The sequence below is a fragment of the Chitinivorax sp. PXF-14 genome (genome assembly GCF_040812015.1).
Taxonomy (GTDB): Bacteria; Pseudomonadota; Gammaproteobacteria; order Burkholderiales; family SCOH01; genus JBFNXJ01.
The window spans coordinates 1-17529 of the sequence record NZ_JBFNXJ010000017.1 but is presented as its reverse complement, the minus strand read 5'-3'; the positions used below and the strand labels follow the sequence as shown (position 1 = coordinate 17529).

The 17529-nt window shown below is 63.9% G+C and carries 14 protein-coding genes; 10 read left to right on the top strand and 4 right to left on the bottom strand.

The window, feature by feature from the left end; translation table 11 throughout:
- The first annotated feature begins 16 nt into the window (after window positions 1–16).
- The 7 genes from htpX to ABWL39_RS17625 all read left to right on the top strand — a co-directional run bounded on the left by htpX (window position 17) and on the right by ABWL39_RS17625 (window position 10604).
- Window positions 17–868 (top strand): zinc metalloprotease HtpX, encoded by an 852-nt coding sequence (htpX, locus tag ABWL39_RS17655; RefSeq protein ID WP_367794385.1) that lies wholly within the window; start codon window positions 17–19, stop codon window positions 866–868.
- Window positions 868–2133: a 16S rRNA (cytosine(967)-C(5))-methyltransferase RsmB gene (gene rsmB, locus ABWL39_RS17650; RefSeq protein ID WP_367794382.1), complete on the top strand. Its 1266-nt coding sequence runs from the start codon at window positions 868–870 to the stop codon at window positions 2131–2133. Before htpX ends, rsmB begins: the two co-directional genes overlap by 1 nt.
- Window positions 2134–2182: 49 nt before the next feature.
- On the top strand, window positions 2183–2716 hold the full coding sequence (locus ABWL39_RS17645) for a DUF4390 domain-containing protein (RefSeq protein WP_367794379.1): 534 nt from the start codon (window positions 2183–2185) through the stop codon (window positions 2714–2716).
- A gap of 69 nt (window positions 2717–2785) precedes the next feature.
- The gene (locus tag ABWL39_RS17640) at window positions 2786–4909 is read left to right on the top strand and encodes an ATP-binding protein (RefSeq protein WP_367794375.1); all 2124 of its coding nucleotides are present in this window, start codon (window positions 2786–2788) and stop codon (window positions 4907–4909) included.
- 17 nt (window positions 4910–4926) lie between these two features.
- Entirely contained in the window at window positions 4927–6192 is a 1266-nt protein-coding gene (locus ABWL39_RS17635) for a sigma-54-dependent transcriptional regulator (RefSeq protein ID WP_367794372.1), read from the top strand.
- Window positions 6193–6308: 116 nt separating this feature from the next.
- Window positions 6309–8060 carry a PHA/PHB synthase family protein gene (locus ABWL39_RS17630; protein WP_367794369.1) on the top strand — a complete coding sequence of 584 codons (1752 nt, stop codon included), beginning with the start codon at window positions 6309–6311 and terminating at the stop codon, window positions 8058–8060.
- Between the two features lie 522 nt (window positions 8061–8582).
- Complete coding sequence (locus ABWL39_RS17625) at window positions 8583–10604, top strand: FAD-dependent oxidoreductase (protein WP_367794367.1); 2022 nt, start codon at window positions 8583–8585, stop codon at window positions 10602–10604.
- A 114-nt stretch (window positions 10605–10718) separates the two neighbouring features.
- Here ABWL39_RS17625 and ABWL39_RS17620 read toward each other — a convergent pair whose 3' ends face one another.
- The 3 genes from ABWL39_RS17620 to ABWL39_RS17610 all read right to left on the bottom strand — a co-directional run bounded on the left by ABWL39_RS17620 (window position 10719) and on the right by ABWL39_RS17610 (window position 13106).
- Entirely contained in the window at window positions 10719–11279 is a 561-nt protein-coding gene (locus ABWL39_RS17620) for a flavin reductase family protein (protein WP_367794364.1), read from the bottom strand.
- A 192-nt stretch (window positions 11280–11471) separates the two neighbouring features.
- Window positions 11472–12122 carry a transglutaminase family protein gene (locus ABWL39_RS17615; RefSeq protein WP_367794361.1) on the bottom strand — a complete coding sequence of 217 codons (651 nt, stop codon included), beginning with the start codon at window positions 12120–12122 and terminating at the stop codon, window positions 11472–11474.
- A 252-nt stretch (window positions 12123–12374) separates the two neighbouring features.
- Window positions 12375–13106, bottom strand: coding sequence for a substrate-binding periplasmic protein (locus tag ABWL39_RS17610; protein ID WP_367794358.1), 732 nt, complete (start codon window positions 13104–13106; stop codon window positions 12375–12377).
- Between the two features lie 100 nt (window positions 13107–13206).
- Between ABWL39_RS17610 and tsaA the strand changes: the two genes are divergently transcribed.
- Window positions 13207–13914: a tRNA (N6-threonylcarbamoyladenosine(37)-N6)-methyltransferase TrmO gene (gene tsaA, locus ABWL39_RS17605; protein WP_367794355.1), complete on the top strand. Its 708-nt coding sequence runs from the start codon at window positions 13207–13209 to the stop codon at window positions 13912–13914.
- 11 nt (window positions 13915–13925) lie between these two features.
- Here tsaA and ABWL39_RS17600 read toward each other — a convergent pair whose 3' ends face one another.
- Window positions 13926–14075, bottom strand: coding sequence for a hypothetical protein (locus ABWL39_RS17600; RefSeq protein WP_367794352.1), 150 nt, complete (start codon window positions 14073–14075; stop codon window positions 13926–13928).
- A 193-nt stretch (window positions 14076–14268) separates the two neighbouring features.
- On the opposite strand from ABWL39_RS17600, the gene ABWL39_RS17595 reads away from it, so the two are divergent.
- Window positions 14269–15219, top strand: a complete 951-nt coding sequence (locus ABWL39_RS17595) for a Tim44 domain-containing protein (protein WP_367794349.1) — start codon at window positions 14269–14271, stop codon at window positions 15217–15219.
- A 136-nt stretch (window positions 15220–15355) separates the two neighbouring features.
- Window positions 15356–17458 carry an AsmA family protein gene (locus ABWL39_RS17590; protein WP_367794346.1) on the top strand — a complete coding sequence of 701 codons (2103 nt, stop codon included), beginning with the start codon at window positions 15356–15358 and terminating at the stop codon, window positions 17456–17458.
- Window positions 17459–17529 lie beyond the last annotated feature (71 nt).

The window sequence follows — 17529 nt, the reverse complement described above, 5'->3', positions numbered from 1 at the left end:
ATAGAAGAGGATGGCGATGTTCGGCAACTGGCTCAAGACAGCGATACTGATGGCGGCCATCGTGGCGCTGTTCGGCATCATCGGTGGCTTGCTCGGTGGCAGGAGCGGCATGTTGCTCGCGCTGTTGTTCGCGGGCGGCATGAACATGTGGGCCTACTGGCATTCCGACCAGATGGTGCTGCGCATGTACAACGCGCAGCAAGTCGATGCGCGCACGGCGCCCGAGCTCCACCGCATGGTGCAGGAGCTGGCTGCCAATGCCGGCTTGCCGATGCCCAAGGTTTACGTCATCGAAGAAGACGCGCCGAATGCCTTTGCCACCGGCCGTGACCCGGAACATGCTGCCGTTGCCGCGACGACCGGCATCATGCGCGTGCTGACCGAACGCGAGCTGCGCGGCGTGATGGCGCACGAGCTCGCCCATGTGCGAAATCGTGATACGTTGATCTCGACGATCTCTGCGAGTGTCGCAGGCGCCATTTCGTCGTTGGCGAGTTTTGCCATGTTTTTTTCCGGCGGGGATCGCGAGCGCAGTGTGCACCCGATCGTCGCCATCATGATCATGATCTTCGCGCCGATCGCGGCCTCGCTGATTCAGATGGCGATTTCCCGCTCGCGTGAATTCGGCGCGGATCGCGGCGGAGCGGAATTCTCCCGAGACCCCCAGGCGCTGGCGATGGCGCTGCAAAAAATCGAACGCTTTGCGCATGGCTTGCCCCTGCACGCTGCCGAAGCCCACCCGGAGACTGCTCAAATGATGATTATCAACCCCTTGGCGGGCGGCAGCATGGCCAGCCTGTTCAGCACCCACCCCTCGACCGAGGAGCGCGTTGCCCGATTGATGGCCATGGCGCGTGGGGAACTCTGATGCTGGCCATTCAACGCGGTGCGATGCAGGTGATCAGCCAGGTGCTGACCGGCCACAACCTTAATGAGGTGCTGGCGCGACATTTTCGCTCCTACCCGAAGCTGGAGCCGGCCGAGCGTGCCGCGATACAGGACATCTGCTACGGCACGTTGCGGCACCTCGGGCAATTGCGGGCCTATCTGCGCGCGCTGCTGCTCAAGCCGTTGAGTGATCGCCAGCTCGAATTCCTGCTGCTGATCAGCCTGTATCAGCTTGCCTACACGCGTGCGGCGCCTTACGCGATCGTGGATCATGCCGTGCGCGTCGCGGAAAAGGTTGGTACCGGCGGCGGCAAGGGGCTGGTCAACGCGATATTGCGCAATTTCCTGCGCCGACGCGACGAACTGGCGACATCCGCGATCAGGAACGACGCCGACCGCTACTCGTACCCCGCCTGGTGGGTGAGACTGCTGCGCGATACCTACCCCGATGACTGGCAGGCAATTCTCGAAGCCTCCAATACGCATCCGCCGATGACGCTGCGGGTCAACCCGCGCCGGACGACGACGGCAGACTATCTGAGGCTGCTGGCAGAGCATGGCATTGCCGCCCGTCACATCGCCGACGAGGCCATCCAGCTGCTGGAGCCGGTGCCGGTGTCGCGGCTGCCGAATTTCGCCGAAGGCTGGGTGTCGGTCCAGGATTATGGCGCACAGCTTGCCGCCCGCCTGCTCGATCTCCATGACGGGTTGCGCGTCCTCGATGCCTGTGCGGCACCCGGCGGCAAGACCTGCCACATGCTGGAGCTGGCCGATGTGGCGTTGACGGCGCTCGATCACGATGCGGATCGGCTTGAGCGGGTGCGCGAGAATCTTGTCCGCCTCGGGCTTTCGGCCGAGGTGTTGCAGGGGGATGCCGGCCAACCCGCTTCGTGGTGGAACGGCCAGGCGTTCGACCGCATTCTCGCTGATGTGCCGTGCAGCGCGTCGGGTGTGGTGCGTCGCCACCCCGATATCAAATGGCTGCGCCGGTCGGACGATATTGCGCAATTTGCAACACAGCAGGCGGAAATTCTCGATGCCTTGTGGCCCTTGCTGGCCCCTGGTGGGAAATTGCTTTACGCTACCTGCTCGGTTTTCCCTCAAGAAAACCGGGCGCAAGTTGATGCTTTTTTGGCCCGTCATCCAGACGCCACATTGCTCGCGCTACCCGGAAACCTAGAACAACAATTAACGCCAAACGCGAGACATGACGGCTTCTTCTACGCTCTGCTGGCGAAACCCTGAGCCGGGAAAACGACGGTTCAGTTGCTGTGGTCTACTGATATGCCTGCAATTGCTACTGGTCTCGCTGGCCGTGGCCGCCGAGGGCATCGTGGTCAACAGCGCCTCCACGCAGTTGCAGGAAGAGCATTACGTCGTCAATGCAAGTGTTGGCATCACGCTCAACCCCACGCTGGAAGACGTGCTCAACAAGGGCGTGCCGCTTTATTTCCAGACCGAGTACGAGATCGTCAAGCCGCGCTGGTATTGGGCCTATCGCCAGATGGCAGACTGGTTCGACAGCTCGGTGCGGCTTGAAGCGAAGCTCACCTACAACGCGCTGACGCGCAAGTATCGCGTGACTTTCGGCTCGCTCTACCAGAATTTCTCCACCCTGCCGCAGGCGCTTGCTGCGATCGGCACGATCCGCGGCTGGCCGGTCTACGACGGCGGCTACCTGAGCAAGGGGCGGCAGTACGAGGCGCGCATTCGCATGCGGCTCGACGTCTCCAAGCTACCCAAGCCATTCCAGATCAACACCATCGGCACGCAGGAGTGGGATCTGGCGTCCGAGTGGCGTCCGATCAATTTCGTCGGCGGCGAATAAGTACTTCGGCTTGCTCCCGGCGCGGCGCTCTGCCATCCTCTTTCCCGATTTCCTCACCCCTCGGCCGGCATGAAATATCTGTTCACCATCGGGGCGGGCTTGGGCACCATCCTGCTGTTCCTGCTCGCCACCGCCAGCGGCAATACGGTGGCGCTCGCCAAGCACTATTGGGAACTGTTCGCGCTTAACGGTGTGGTGCTGGTGCTGTTGCTCGTAGTGCTCGGCAATCAGCTGTGGCGCCTGCGTCGCCGGCTGCGGCGGCAGGTGTTCGGGGCCAAGCTCACGTTCCGCCTGGTGGTCATGTTCGCGGTGCTCAGCATCGTGCCGGGGACGCTGATCTACACCGTGTCGGTGCAGTTCCTCACGCGCTCGATCGAGACCTGGTTCGACGTCAAGGTCGAGAAGGCGCTCGACCGCGGCCTGAGTCTCGGACAGATGGCGCTGCACACCCAGTTGGCCGAGTTGAGCGATGTCGGCGCCGTCGTGAGCGCGCGTTTGCGTGAAGACGGCATCGGCAGTCAGCAGCAGCAACTGGCACGATTGCGCAGCCAGTACCGCCTGCAGGAGCTGGCCCTGTTCTCGCCGAGCGGGCGCCTGCTGGCGCTGGCCGGCGACGCGGGGCAGACCTCGCCGCTGATGTACCCGGACGGCGCCCTGCTCGACGAGGCGGAACACAGCCCCTATGGCGCCATCGAGACCGGCGCGGACGGCACGTTGCTGCTGCGTGCGGCGCGGCGCGTCGACGGCGCCAACGGCACGCTGGTGCAACTGATCCGACCCGTGCCGACGACGCTGGCGGAAGATGCCGAACTCGTCGAACGGGTGCGGGCGGAATACAAGCAGCTATCGCTGTCTCGCTCCGGGCTCAAGGTCATCTACAGCCTGACGCTGACGCTGACGCTGCTGATGTCGATCCTGCTGGCGCTGGCGCTGGCGTTCGTCCTCAGTGACCGCCTGTCGGCGCCGCTACGTGCGCTCGCGGCCGGTACGCGGGCTGTTGCCAAGGGCGACTTCAGCCAGCGCCAGCCGGTGACCAGCCGCGATGAGCTCGGGGTGCTCGCCCAATCGTTCAACCTGATGACACGGCAACTGGCCGAGGCGAGCGAGGCCGTCGAGCGCAACCAGTCGCAGCTCGAGGCTGCCAAGGCCTATCTGGAAGGCGTGCTGGTGACGTTGACGAGCGGGGTGCTCACCTTCGACGAGCGCTTCCGTCTGCGCGCCGTCAATCCTGGCGCCAGCAGCATTCTTGGTGTCGATCTCGAGAAAATGCGCGGCTTGCGCCTGCTCGTCTGGCCCGACCACTATCCCGAGCTTGCCCCCCTGTGCGCTGGCATACAGGAACATTTTGCCGACCCGGAATGCAGCAGCTGGCAGAGCCAGTTCGACATCGCCGGCCGCAACGGCAGGCGCGTGCTGCTGGCGCGGGGTGCGCGGCTTCACGGCGGGTTGGAAAGCGGTGTGGTGGTGGTGTTCGACGATATCAGCGATCTGCTGCAGACCCAGCGCGATGCGGCCTGGGGCGAGGTTGCCAAGCGCCTTGCGCACGAAATCAAGAATCCGCTGACGCCGATCCAGCTGTCGGCAGAACGCATCCAGCACCGCCTGGCCGACAAACTGTCGCAAGCGGATGCCGACATGCTGGCGCGATCCACCAATACCATCGTCAAGCAGGTGAACGAACTCAAGAAGATGGTCGACGCATTCAAGGAATATGCCCGCCAGCCGGCGACCAAGCTGCGCCAGCTGGACCTCAACGCCCTGCTTGCCGAGGTGCTCGTGCTGTACGAGGCGACGCCTTTCATCACCCTGCGGCTCGCGCCTTGTCAATTGTTAGTGATGGGAGACGCGACACTTTTGCGCCAGGTGTTGCATAATTTGCTACAAAACGCGCAGGATGCGCTGCACGATCAGCCCGAGCCGATGATCACGGTGGAGAGTGCCGTGGTCAACGGCAAGGTCAGCGTCTCGGTCATGGACAACGGCCCGGGCGTATCCCAGGAGTTGCTGGGACGCGTGTTCGAGCCCTATATGACAACCAAGCAAAAGGGCACCGGGCTTGGGCTGGCGATTGCGAAGAAGATTCTCGACGAGCATGGCGGGGCGATTCACATCGCCAATGTCGAGCCACGTGGCGCTCGCGTCGAGATCACGCTTCCCCACGCTGAGCATCAGGCCCAGCCTCAACAGATTTAGTATTCCGTAAGGACAGCATGCCAGGTAAGCAAATCCTGATCGTTGACGATGAAATGGGTATTCGTGAGCTGCTCTCCGAAATCCTCGAGGACGAAGGCTACGACATCAAGCTGGCCGAGAACGCCGATCAGGCGCGGCAATTGCGCAACCAGTTCCGCCCGGACCTGGTGCTGCTCGATATCTGGATGCCCGACTGTGACGGGGTCAGCCTGCTGAAAGAGTGGGCGAATGGTGGCCAGCTGACCATGCCGGTCGTGATGATGTCGGGCCACGCCACCATCGATACGGCCGTCGAGGCAACGCGCATCGGCGCCATCGATTTTCTCGAGAAGCCGATCGGCTTGCAGAAGCTGCTATCCACCGTCAGCCGGGCCATCAAGGCCAATGTGACGCAGGCGAATTCCGAGCTGAGCCTGTCGTCGCTCGGCCGCGCCCAGGCCGTCCACGAACTCAAGCGCCAGCTGGAACTCGTGCAGCAACTGAAAACCCCGGTGCTGCTGCTGGGGGAGCCCGGTGTCGGCTTCGATAGCTGCGCTCGCTTCCTGCATCACGCCAATACGCCATTCGTCGCGCCGGAGCAGGTGGAACGGGCCCTCGATGCGCCGGCGGAGTTGTTGCAGCAGGCCCAGAACGGCCTACTGTTCCTGCGCGAGATCGGCCGCCTGCCGTCGCGCGCGCAGCATGGCCTGCTGCAGGTGCTGGCCAAGCTGGAGAAATTCAATATTCGCCTGGTCTGCGCGACCACCCGCTCGCTGGCCGAGTTGATGCAAGACCGAGGCTTCGACGCTGGGCTGTTTTCCACCATCAGCGTGCTGCAGATTCCCGTGCCGCCGTTGCGCACACACCGGGAGGACGTGCCCGACCTGGCCAATCAGATCATGGATCGCCTCGTGGAGGAGCGTAAGGTGCCTCCCCGGCGTTTCGGTGTGGCGGCGCTCAATGCGCTGCGCAACCATGATTGGCCCGGCAATCTGGAGCAGTTGCGTAACCTGGTGGCCACCGTGGCGGTGACTGCGGTGGGGGAGGAGGTGGCGCTGGCGGAGGTGAACCGCCTGCTGGCGCCGTATGCGATGCAACAGACCCTCGGCTGCGGTGAGGCGCTGGACCTGCCGCTGCGTGAGGCGCGTGATATTTTCGAGCGGCAGTATTTCGAGCACCACATCAAGCTCGAAAACGGCAACATGAGCCGTGTCGCCGAAAAAGTGGGGCTGGAGCGCACGCATTTGTACCGCAAGCTCAAGCAGCTCGGTATCCGTTTCTCCAAGCGGACGCTGGAGGAATAGCCGGTCGCGTTGCGACCCAATCTGCATGGGCCTATGCTAAGGAATGGTGAGGGTGTGTCACCCGCCTGCCGCTTGGCTTCCAATCAAACCGCAAGGCTCTTTCTGGAGTACGTGTGATGACCGCTCGAGATCCCGTCCCCACGCAGGCCCCGCCATCCCTCCGCAACAGCTACGAGCGCTGGCTCGCCCTGCAGCAAGGCATTGGCGATGCGCTCGACCCATACGGCATCACCACGACCGTTCTGCACGCGCAGCAGACCTGGCTGCAGCATCCGCGCGAGCTGGCCGCAGCGATGTCGCAGTTCAGCCGCGAATACGCCAATCTGATGCAGCATCTGACCAAGCGCGCGTTGGGCATGCCGAGCCCTGACGTGGTGCCGGTCAACCCGGACGACAATCGCTTCGCCGACCCGGTCTGGACGGACATGCCCGTCTGGGATATCACCAAGGAGTGGTATCTCATGTGCACGCACTGGCTGCAGGACACTCTGTTCGACACGCCGGGGCTGGACGAAGCCGAGCGCAGCCGTGGCGCTTTCTGGATACGGAAATGGCTGAATGCCATCGCGCCGACCAATTTCTTCTTCGGCAATCCCGTCGCGATGCGCAAGTTCATGGAGAGCAACGGCGATTCGCTGTTGCGCGGCCTGCAGAATTTCATGCAGGACATGCGCGACGGCGATATCTCGATGACGGACAAGCGCCCGTTCAAGGTCGGTGTGAACCTGGCCACGACGCCGGGTGCGGTGGTGTTCCGCAACCACCTGATCGAGCTGATCCAGTACACCCCGACGACGGATCAGGTGCATGCCGTACCGATCGTGATTGCGCCGCCGTGGATCAACAAGTTCTACATCCTCGACCTGAACGACAAGAAGAGCCTGGTCAAACACCTGGTCGGCCAGGGTTACACCGTGTTCATGATCAGCTGGAAGAACCCGGGGGCGGACATGTCCGGCCTGACTTTCGATGATTACATCACCGACGGCATCGCCAAGGCGGTGGAGGTGAGCCGGGCCATCAGCAAATCCGGCAAGGTCAACGCGGTGGGCTACTGCCTCGGCGGTACGGCACTGGCAATCTACATGGCCTGGCTCGCCAAGCGCTTCGACAAGCCCGAGGACATGCCGGTGCAGAGCTGGACCTTGTTCACGACGCTGACTGATTTCTCGCGCCCGGGCGACGTCGAGGTGTTCATCGACAAGGCCGGCTTGACGGCGATCGAACGCAATATCGACCAGAAGGGCTATCTGGACGGCAAGGAAATGGCGACCACCTTCCGCCTGCTGCGCTCGAACAGCCTGATCTGGCACTACTGGGTGCACAACTACCTATATGGCGAAACCCCGCCGGCATTCGATGTGCTGTTCTGGAACATGGACACGACGCGCATGCCGGGCACCATGCACAAGTACTATCTGCGTGAATTCTATCTGCACAACAAGCTGATCCAGCCCGACGCGCTGACCATTGCCGGCGAAAAGATCGATCTGAGCGCGATCAAGGTGCCGCTGTACTCAGTCGGGGCCGAAGAGGATCACATCGCGCCATGGCGCCAGACCTTCACGCTGTCGAAGCTGGTGTCTGGCGAGAGCATCTACACCCTGTCCACCTCGGGGCACATCCTCGGCATCGTCAATCCGCCGGTGAACCCGCCCAAACGGAGCTACTGGAGCGGTTCGCCGACTGCCGGCGAGACACCGGACGACTGGCAGGCACGGCAGGGCAAGGTGGCGGGCAGCTGGTGGGAGCATTGGCTGGCATGGCTCGCCCCGCAGTCGGGCGAAAAGACTGCTCCTCCGGCCATGGGCAACCGGAATTACAAGCGACTGGCTGCCGCGCCGGGGAGCTTCGTGCTGGAAAAGTAGCGCACGGCTATTCGCAGTAAGCGCGATGCAGTGCTTTGGACGTCTGTAAGGCTGGGTCGCCGCATGTTGGATCTTCTGCCCGGGGCTGGGGCTTGTCCAGGCTGCCCGGTGCTTCAACATGGGCGCTTGGGCTGGCCACCAGCCAGCTGAATGCCAGTATGAGCCCGACAAAATTTAGGCGCCCCCAGATGGACGGGGATTGTGCACGGTTAGTTTTCATCGCGAGCCATCTCATCATGAGAGAAGTGCGGTGCACAATCGAAATGTCAAACGCATGATTACAATATATTTTGAGTGTGGTTTTTTTGTCGGTTTTGGTGCAGTACCGTTGAATTGATAGGCAAGCCGCGGTTTGGCGCGAGCCTGCCGACGCCGTGCATCAATGGGCGAATTGCTCGGAGCAGTGCGGGCGGGCGGGCGGGAAGTAAGGCGTGCTTTCTCACCGCGACCGTTGACAACTTACTAACCAGTAAGTACATTCTTTCGACATCAATCCTAATACCGCTTTTTACCGGAGGAGCCATGTCGAACTACCCCCACCTGCTTGCCCCGCTTGACCTCGGATTCACCACGCTGCGCAACCGCACCCTGATGGGCTCGATGCACACGGGCCTCGAAGAAGCTCCCAATGGTTTTGATCGCATGGCGGCCTTCTACGCCGAGCGCGCACGCGGTGGCGTGGGCCTGATCGTGACGGGCGGGATCGCGCCCAACGAGCATGGCCTGGGCATGGCTGGCGGTGCCAAGCTGGTGACGGAAGAAGAGGCGGCGCACCACAAGGTGATTACCGATGCCGTCCACAAGGAAGGCGGCAAGATCGCGATGCAGATCCTGCATACCGGCCGTTATTCCTATCAGCTCAACCCGGTTGCGCCGTCTGCCCTGCAGGCGCCGATCAACCCCTTCCCGCCGGTCGAGCTGACTGGTGAGCAGGTCGAGCAGACCATCGACGACTACGCGCGTTGTGCTTGGCTTGCGCAGCAGGCCGGCTATGACGGCGTCGAGATCATGGGGTCCGAGGGCTACCTGATCAACCAGTTCATCGCGGCCAAGACCAACAAGCGTACCGACCAGTGGGGCGGCAGCTACGAAAACCGTACCCGCTTCCCGATCGAGATCGTGCGCCGCACGCGCGAACGCGTCGGCCCCAACTTCATCATTATCTATCGCCTGTCGATGCTCGACCTGGTCGACGAAGGCTCGAACCTTGATGAGGTGATCCAGCTCGCCAAGGAAATCGAAAAGGCTGGCGCCACCATCATCAATACCGGTATCGGCTGGCACGAAGCACGCGTGCCGACCATCGCCACCATGGTGCCGCGCGCCGGCTTTGCCTGGGTGACCAAGAAGCTCAAGGGCCATGTCTCGGTGCCGCTGATCACCACCAACCGCATCAATATGCCCGATGTGGCCGAGCAAGTGCTGGCCGATGGCTGTGCGGATATGGTGTCGATGGCGCGCCCCTTCCTGGCCGATGCATTCTTCGTCGAGAAAGCCGCTGCCGGCAAGGCGGACGAAATCAACACCTGTATCGGCTGTAACCAGGCCTGCCTGGACCACATCTTCGTCGCCAAGATGACGAGCTGCCTGGTCAACCCGCGTGCCTGCCACGAGACCGAGCTCAACTACACCACGTCCGATGCGCCCAAGAAGCTGGCCGTGGTCGGTGCCGGCCCGGCCGGCCTGAGCTTCGCCACTGTCGCGGCCTCGCGCGGCCATGACGTGACCTTGTTCGAAGCCTCGGGTGAAATCGGCGGGCAGTTCAACATTGCCAAGCAGATCCCGGGCAAGGAAGAGTTCTACGAGACCATTCGCTACTTCGGCAAGCAGATCGAGCTGAGCGGCGTGAAGCTCAAGCTCAATACCCGTGTCGATGCCGACACGCTGAAGGCGCAGGGTTTTGACGAGGTGGTGCTGGCGACGGGCATCATGCCGCGCAAGCTCGACCTGAACGGTGCCGATCACCCCAAGGTGCTCAATTACATCGATGTACTCAAGCTCAAGAAGCCGGTTGGCAAGAGCGTGGCCGTGATCGGTGCGGGCGGTATCGGCTTTGACGTGTCGGAATATCTGACACACGAAGGGGTGAGCCCGAGCCTCGACGTGAAGAAATATCTCGACGAATGGGGCATCGACGACACTATCCAGAACCGCGGCGGGGTCAAGCGTCCTCACATCGAGGCCAGCCCGCGCAAGGTCTTCCTGCTGCAGCGCAAGACGAGCAAGGTGGGCGATGGCCTGGGCAAGACCACGGGCTGGATCCACCGCACCTCGCTGAAGAACAAGCAGGTCGAGATGGTGTCGGGCGTCAGCTACGAAAAGATCGACGACGAAGGCCTGCACGTCACCATCGGCGGCAAGTATCAGGTGCTGCCGGTCGATAACGTCGTGATCTGCGCCGGACAGGAGCCGCTGCGCGAATTGCAGGCGGGGCTTGAGGCTGGCGGCGTCAAGGTGCACCTGATCGGCGGTGCCGACGTTGCCTCCGAGCTCGATGCGAAGCGCGCCATCAATCAGGGCTCGCGCCTGGCTTCGGCAATTTGATCGCAGACATCAAACAAGAAATGCGCCGGGTAGGTTCAGGCTTGCCCGGGCGTTAGTACCAGCAATCAGCGGGCCCCGGATGGGGCCCGTTTTTTTGTATTGGCATGCCATGGCCTAGCGCCCGGCATCGACTTCGAAGGGTTTGCCGGTTTCGAAGAAGGCGCCGCCCGCAACATAGTGGATGGTACGTTTCGCGTCGTCACCAAAATGCCAACGGCCATTGCTGAATACGGTCGGGTCTGCCCAGGCGGCGACTACCTCGGCAATGAACAGGTCGTAACGCTGTTCGTTGTGCACCTCCTGGATGACGCGGCATTCCAGCCACCCGACGCAGCCGACGATCAGCGGCGCGGAGACCTGGCTGGCCGGAGCCACGGCCAGACCGAGATGGTCGAACTTGTCCCGGTGGCGGCCTGAGTCTGACCCTGCCGCAACCGTCTGGGCCGCCAGCGAACGCGGTGGAATATTGAGTGCGAATTCGCCGGAGGCTTCCACCAGCTCGCGTGTCAGCGTCCGGCTGTCGATGACCACCACCACCCTTGGTGGTGAGAAGTCGAGTGGCATGGACCAGGAGGCTGCCATCACGTTGCGGCGGCCACCGTGGGCGGTGCTGACGAGGGTGGTGGGGCCGTGGTTGAGCAGGCGGTAGGCGTGGGCCAGCTCGACGGCCACCATGGCCGGCGGGGGTGTTCATATCGTTGTTCCTTGACGCCTGGATGGGGTGGGCGGTGGCCCGCCGTGGCGATGTGATGGACGGCTGGCCGCCGGCCTGCCGCGACAGGTCAGCGGTCAATGCCATGTCTTGGCCGGCGGGCCGGGCAGGGGTGCTGCGCCATGCCGTTTAGCATAAGCGATGGCCTGCCGGCTTCAAAGCAGGCGCGCGGTACCGTGCATGTTCCACCTCGCGGGGCTTGCCGGTTTGGCGTCCGGCAGGTGACGGTGCACTTCCTCAATGCTCGAGTACTGGGTCAGTGCATGCACGACCTCTGGCCGTGGCTCGGCCCAGATGTCCGGGAAGTCGAACTCGCCGTCGCCGAGTGCGGGAAAAGCCAGTTGCTCGTGTGGTGGCGAGAATTGGGCATCCACCCCCGGCTTGTTGCCCCGGGCGTCGATGCGGTGCCAGCCATGCGTGATCAGGAACACGGCATTCAGGCCGTGCAGGCAGTAGGGTGGCCCGGCATCGCCCAATGACAGGCGCTGATAGCACAGGCCGGCGGGGATGTCGTTGGCGCGCAACAGGGCGGCGAGCAGATGGCTCTTGGCATAGCAGTAGCCGGTGCCATGCTTGAGTACGTCGGACGCCGAACAGGTGACCGGGTTTTGCCGGAAGTCCCAGCTATGGCGGATCTCGTCCCGCACGAATTCAAAGCAGCGCCGCACCAGCTGCAGGTCGGTGTGGCACCCGCGGGCCAGCTCTGCCGCCCGCTCGATGATGGCCGGATGATGCCAGTCGATGTAAGGGGAGGGGGCGAGATAGCGTCCCAGGTCAGGTTCGCGTGGGATCAGGCTGAGCTTCATGTATCGGCATCCGGGAGGGCAGGTCAGGCTTGGGCCGCTGGGCGGCGTACTGCGCCGGGCGCATGTCAGGAAGCAGGCATGGGGCTGGCAGCGGTCAGGCCAACCGGCACTCGGCTGAAACAGGTTAGCAAACCCGATACCGATTGCGTAAATATAGTTTCCTGGCGGGGCAGGGGCAGGACTGTGGCCCGCTATGCCGATGCGCCGACCGAGTGCTGGTGGTAGCGCTGGTGGTGTGCGAGGAGGGGCTGTTTACTGGTAGTTGCTGAGGATGCGCGCGTATTCACCGCTGCTCTTGAGTTGCGCCAAGGCCGTGTTGAACTGGTCGCGGTGCGCGACATCCCGGAAGGCCACCTTGTAATCGACCGGGTCGAATAGCTGGTGGTAAGTCACCGGCTGGCGCGAGTCGAACTGCAGCGGCGTGTGCTGGTTGTAATAGCGGAAGATGTTGACGTCTGCCACCACGACGTCGACCTTGCCGTGGTACAGCAGCCAGTTCTGCTTCAACTGCTGGTCGTATTCGGCATAACGCGGGTTGGTGCTTGCCACCTGCCTGAAGGTATCGCCAAGGTAAAGCGGCGCCTTGGCAAATGCGGCGATCGAATATCTGGACAGGTCTTCTATGCGGTTGATGACGAGCTTGCGGCTCGACAGCGTGATGGCGAAGTCATGGTAGCGGATGTAGGGGGCCGAATAGTGGCCGCGTACGCCGGCATGCTCGTTGACCAGCGTCACCGCGTCGACCTGGCCGTTGGCCAGCGCCTCGGGCAGCTGCGACTGCGGCAGGTAGACTGGCCGCATGTGGTACCCCATGGTCAGGAAAGCCTTGTCGAGCACCTCGTACTCCATGCCAGCCTTTTTCTCCTTGATCACATAAGGCGGTACGGCCAAGCCAAACGCCACGCTCAGCACGGGCAGGTCATCGTCGGCGACGGCGACGGCTGGGCAGGCTAACAACGCGGCAAGAAGGCAGGGCAGACGCATGGTGTGCTTAATATGATCGAATATCAGAATATTATGTTTATATTAATCTATTGGCGCCGACTTTGCTGACGCAAGATGCATGTCGCGCTATGCTCCGCCCATGCATCTCACCCTGACGCCGCTTGGCTATATCGAGTCCTGTTTCAAAGAGAAATTCGGCATCCCACGCCAGCCCGGGCTGGTCCAGGCGGCCCGCGCCTCGCTGCGCTTGCTGCCACCGTTCGACCGCGCCGAGGCGGTACGCGGCCTCGACGGCTTCTCGCATGTCTGGCTGATATTCGGCTTTCACGGCACGGCAGATGGCGGCTGGCGGCCTACCGTCAGGCCGCCTCGGCTGGGCGGGAACCAGCGTCTCGGGGTGTTCGCCACCCGCTCCACCTTCCGCCCGAACCCGCTTGGGCTGTCGGTGGTGCGGCTGGCCGGCATCGATACCAGCCATGGCGTGCGGCTCGAATTCAGCGGGGCGGACCTGCTCGACGGCACGCCCATCTACGACATCAAGCCCTATCTGCCGTATGCCGACGCGATCACCGACGCCTGCGGTGGTTTCGCGCCGGATGAGCCGGCGATTGCGGTCGACATCGTGTTTACACCCGAGGCCGAACGGCACCTCGAGCAGGCGAGCCGTGCCCGCCCGCAGATTCGGGCACTGGTCGAAGAAATGCTGCGCTACGATCCGCGCCCGGCCTATTTCGGCTCGAGCGACAGGCGCAAGGATTTCGGCGTCCGCCTGTACGAATTCGACGTCAAATGGCGGATCGACGATGGCCGCGCCGTCGTCACCGCGCTGGAGCGGTGCGAGGCCTAGCCGCGGGCTGGTTAGCGCGGCAGTTTGCGCCGGTCCGGGTGGCGGCGGCGTTCGCTTTTGTTGTAGATGACGGTAGGCCACGGGCTGCGCCGCTCGCCGATGCGGCGATCCTGCGGCGGATGCAGCGGGTCCGGCAGGACATGGTGCCATTCACGGGTCATGTTGTTCTCCTCGCATCTCTTGAGCGCGACAAACCGTTGCCGCCTGCCCTGATTTCAGGCTAGTCAATCCGTGCGGCAAATGCACCCCGGCAGCGCAGACGTGATTGGCGAGCGGCGCCAGGCCTTGAATTGGGAACCTTTGCCCTCACCTTGCGTCTGACACAGGCAATTCTCCCCTGATGAGGACCCGACCATGCAACACAAGACCCGCATGCTGATTGCTGCACTGGCTGCCAGCGCGATGCTGGCCGCACCGTTTGCCGACGCCGCCCGGCTCGGCGGCGGCAATAGCCGCGGCATGACGCGTAGCTACACGCCGCGCCCGGCGCCGAGCCGGGTGCAGCCGACGCCGTCCGCCCCGATCTCGCAGCCCCAGCCGCAGGCCGCGCCGCAACGTAGCGGCCCGGGCTGGGGCGGTGTCGCCGCTGGCGCCGCAGCCGGCGCGGCGGCAGGCTATATGCTCGGCCACGCCACCAGTGGCGGCAACCAGGCCACGCAGATGGCGCCCGCCGGCGGCGGTGCGATGATGGGCTCGGCCCAGCAGCCCGTATCGTCCGGCTTCCCCTGGGGCACCTTGCTGCTGCTTGGCGGCCTGACCGCGATCGGTTTCATGCTGTTCCGCCGCATGACGGCACGCCCTGCCGCCGCGCCGAGCTATGGCGGCGCGGGGATGGGTGCCGCGTCGGCGCCGTCTTCCGGCAAGGTGTACCGCATCGGTGGCGACGCGGCACCGGCCGCGAGCTTTGCCGATGCACCGGCGGCAAACGTGGGCTCGCGGCTGCCCGATGGCACCGAGACCGTCGCCTTTCTGCGCCAGGCCAAGGCCTCGTTCATGCACCTGCAGACGATGAACTCGCCCGATAGCGTGGACGAGCTGCGCAAGTATCTGACGCCCGACATGTTCGAGGCGATCCGCGCCGATGTGCAGGGCAACACCGAAACAGCGGAATTCCCGGAACTCAATGCCGAGGTGATCGAGGCCGCACGGGAAGGCAGCCAGTACATCGCCACCGTACGCTTCCATGGCCGCGTCAGCGAGTCGCTGAATAGCCCTGAGCAGCCGTTCACCGAGCTGTGGCACTTCACCAAGCCGGCCGATGGCGCTGCGCTCAAATGGCTGGTTGCCGGCATCCAGCAAATCTAGTGGCAGACAGTGAAACGCCGCGTCCCGCTTGGTCGGGCGCGGCGTTTTTTCATGGTCGAGCCCCCACCGCAATCGCTACAATAATGGGATTGTCTTTTTGACGGGACGTGTTTTGCGCCTGAGCAGAACCTTTTTCATGCGCCTGGGCTTGTACACCGGCGGGTTGGCGGTTGCCGGCTGGCTGGTCATGCCCATCGTCACAGATTTGTCGCGCTATGAGCGCGAGTTGGCCAGCCGCGTGGAGCAGGCCACGCAGCGCAAGTTCAGCCTGCAGGGGCCGTTGCGCCTCAGCCTGTGGCCGCTCGGCATCGAGCTCAACAAGGTGGCCTTGAGCGAACGCCTCAGCGACGACGATTTCCTCGGCGCAGAGCGCGCCGTGCTCGGCTTGCGCCTGCTGCCCTTGCTGCACGGCGAGCTGTCGGTCGACCGGCTCACACTGGAAGGCCTGCGCGTCAACCTGCGCCGGTTGCCCGATGGCAGCCACAATTTCGACGACCTGCTGCAATCCCCCAAGCCCGGGCCGTTGACCTGGTCGCTGCGGCAGCTGCAGGTGCGCCAGGGCCAGCTGCGCTGGTACGACCGCGAATCGCAGCCACGCTGGGTGCTGCGCGAGGTCGGCATCGAGGGCGCACGCAACGACCGCACCGAGCCGCTGCGCCTCGATCTTGCGGGCGAGCTGTTGCATCCGGGCTTCTCCGGCCATATCGAGGCCAAGGCCGCGGTCAAGGTCGATCCGCGCCTGCGCGAATTCAGCCTGCCCGATCTGCAGGCCAAATGGGTGGGGACGGCCGAAGGCACACGGATTGGCGTCGCGCTCTCCGGCGGCTTGCAGTACGCCGGCGGGGTGGCCACGCTGAGCCGTGGCGGCGTGCGCTTCGATGCCTATGCTGGCGCGCTGCATTTCAGCGCAGCGGGCGCGATGCCGACCGCACGCTGGGAGGAAGGGCGCTTCACCGCGCCCAAGCTCAAGATGCGCGGCAGTCTCGAAGCTCAGGCCGACCGTGGCAAGCTCGATATCGAGTTCAGCCAGCTATCCGCCCAGTCCGGCAGCCTTGCCGCCGAGAGCGCGCTGCATTTCGAGGCCCGCCATGGCAACCATGCGCTGGCGGCCGAGCTGGCAGGGCCGATCCGAGTCGGCACCGGGTTCAACTCTTTCTCCCTGCCCAAGGCCATGATCAAGGCCACGCTGAGCCGCGACGGCGAGAGCAAGCCGCTGTCGAGCCTGCAGGTCAACGGCTCGGCCAGCCTCGACTGGGCCGAGCAACAGGTATTCGCCAACCTCAGCGGCAGCTATGACGACGCGCCGGCCAGCTTGCGTTTCGTCATGCGCGATTTCGGCGCACCGCGCTACGATCTCAACGCCGAGCTCACCCGGCTCGACGTGAACCGGCTGGTGCTGGCCAAGCCCGCGCCCGCCAAGCCCGGCGAGGACAGCCGCGGCCCGGTGCAGCTCGATTTCAGCCTGCTCGACGGCTGGGCCGGCAAGGCGGAACTCAAGATCGGCGAACTGCTGCTGGGGCCCGTGCATTTCGGCCAGGTGCTGCTCGGCGCCAGGAGCGAGGACGGCATGCTGCAGATCGAGCCATTCGCGGCCAGCCTGTACCAGGGCACGCTGTCGGGGTCGGCCAGCCTGGCTTTCCGCGCCCGACCGGAGCTGAAGCTCAAGCAGCGCCTGGTGGGCATGAACGTGCGCCCCTTGCTCGAAGACGTGATCGGGCTGTCGCGCGTCGAGGGGCGCGGCGAGGCGGAAATCGAGCTGACGGCCAGCGGCGACAGCGTCGACGAGATGCGCCGCAGCCTCGACGGCAATGTGCGTGTCAGCCTGCGCGATGGCTCGATACGCGGCATCGACCTCGGCAAGCTGCTGGTGAAGCCGCAGAGCAAGTCCGGTGAGCACGCGGCCGATGTGGCGACGAGTACGGCATTCAGCAGCCTCAACGCCGTGTTCCAGCTAAAGAAGGGCGTGGCCCGCACCGACGAGCTGCGGCTCGATTCACCGCTGCTATCGCTGGGCGGCGGCGGCCTGATCGACGTGGCCGAGAATGTCATCGACTACAAGCTGGAAGCCGCCTTCACCAAGAAGCCAGGTGGGCACGAGCGCGCGGCGCTGGCCGGTGTGGTGGTGCCCGTCACCATCAGCGGGCCGCTCAATGCGCCGCATTACGACGTCGACATGCGGCCGCTGATCGAGCGCCTGGCAGCCGGCACGAAGAAGGCAGCGGGCGGCGCCAAGCCATGAAAACGAGCCCGCCGGACGGGCTCTTTTCATGCCGTCAGCCTGGTTCGCAGTACCACACGCCGCACGGCAGG